General features: G+C 48.8%; 2 protein-coding genes and 1 pseudogene. All 3 read left to right on the top strand.

All coding sequences use genetic code 11. The features are described 5' to 3' along the window. Positions 1 to 81 precede the first annotated feature (81 nt). Positions 82 to 321: a cyclophilin-like fold protein gene (locus Q0349_RS03435; protein ID WP_298079477.1), complete on the top strand. Its 240-nt coding sequence runs from the start codon at positions 82 to 84 to the stop codon at positions 319 to 321. An 85-nt stretch (positions 322 to 406) separates the two neighbouring features. Beyond that, a complete protein-coding gene (locus Q0349_RS03430; RefSeq protein WP_298079476.1) occupies positions 407 to 1,009 on the top strand; it encodes a hypothetical protein in 603 nt (200 codons plus the stop codon). 80 nt (positions 1,010 to 1,089) lie between these two features. Further along, a pseudogene (locus tag Q0349_RS03425) lies at positions 1,090 to 1,536 on the top strand (IS5 family transposase); the annotation flags it as partial.

Raw genomic sequence — 1,536 nt, 5'->3', positions numbered from 1 at the left:
TGTTGCTGCGCGAGCTGTCCCAGTCCCAGAGGGAGAGGGGCTTATCCGCCGAATCGTAAACAACGCCCAGAATCCGCCATAGTGCGGCGGTGGGGCAAGCCCCACCCTACGGCGCTGCCGCAGACTCTGCCTACCAACGACGAAGCCGTCGGGTGCATCGAAGCGGGCGATATCCTGCTCTGGCAGGGCGACAACCTGGTCATCTTCTACGAAAGTTTCGCTACGCCGTACCGCTATACCCGCCTTGGCAAAATTGACAATGTCGCCAACTTAAAATCCGCCGTCGGCACGGGGAATGTGTCGGCCAGACTTGAACGCTGAGAACGCCTGATACCAAAAGCAAAAATAGCCCGCCCATGCTCCTGCTACCGGGCTGACCGTCCCGCTGTTTATCGAGGAAATTAAAATGAAAAATGCCGTGATATACATACATGGCAAAGGCGGAAATGCCGAAGAAGCCGATTACTATAAAAAATTCTTTAGCAATGAATATGACATTATCGGCTTTGATTACAAAGCGGATTTTCCTTGGGATACCAAGGAGGAATTTCCAAAATTCTTTGATTTTATCGCGCCGCAATATGGCAAGATTTCCTTGATCGCAAATAGCATCGGTGCTTATTACGCCATGCTCTCGCTAGCGGATAAATCTATTGAAAAAGCCATGTTTATCTCGCCCATCGTTGACATGGAAAAATTGATTTTGAACATGATGGCCTGGTCAAACGTAACAGAGGAAGAACTGCACAAAGAAAAGGTAATCAAAACATCCTTTGGAGAAACGTTATCTTGGGAATATCTTTCTTATGTGAGAAATCATCCCATAAACTGGCATACACCAACAAATATTCTTTACGCAGAGAACGATAATCTAACTTCCTTAGAAACCATAACAGATTTTGCCCACAAACTGGGCGCCAGTCTAACAGTCATGAATAATGGTGAACATTGGTTTCATACAGAGGAAGAAATGGCTTTCCTGGATAACTGGTTTAAGGCATTTATATAGCCTGCCCCGATACCTGTGCTATTTTTTAGACGGTCTTTAGAACGTGTTCATTGTCTTAGCCTCTGCTGTAAACTATCGGCATGAACAGAAAAACCTACCCAAGCGATATCAGTCGCGAGCAATTTGCGCCTCTCCTTCCCCTGCTGGAAAGTGCCCGTAAACGCACAGCGCCACGCCAGGTGGACTTGTACGATGTCTTTTGTGCCATTCTCTATCTGCAACGCACCGGCTGCTCCTGGCGCGCTTTGCCGGGCGATTTCCCCAAATGGCGCACCGTGCATTCCTACTTCCAGAGATGGACTGAGCCACGCGAGAGTGGCATCAGCATCCTTGAGGAAGCATTAAAAAAATCAGGTAGTTGCGGAGCGCCGCAAGCAGGGGCGCCATGAAGCAACCACTTTCCTGATTATTGATGCGCAGAGTGTGAAGAACACGGATACCGCCATGGAAAAAGGCTACGATGCGGGCAAGAAGGTTAGCGGTATCAAGCGGCATATAGCGGTTGACACGCAGGGTTTGCCGCATGC

This window comes from uncultured Cardiobacterium sp., assembly GCF_938028185.1.
Lineage (GTDB): Bacteria > Pseudomonadota > Gammaproteobacteria > Cardiobacteriales > Cardiobacteriaceae > Cardiobacterium.
The sequence above is the reverse complement of the archived record's forward strand: the minus strand, read 5'-3'. Positions and strand labels throughout refer to the sequence as shown.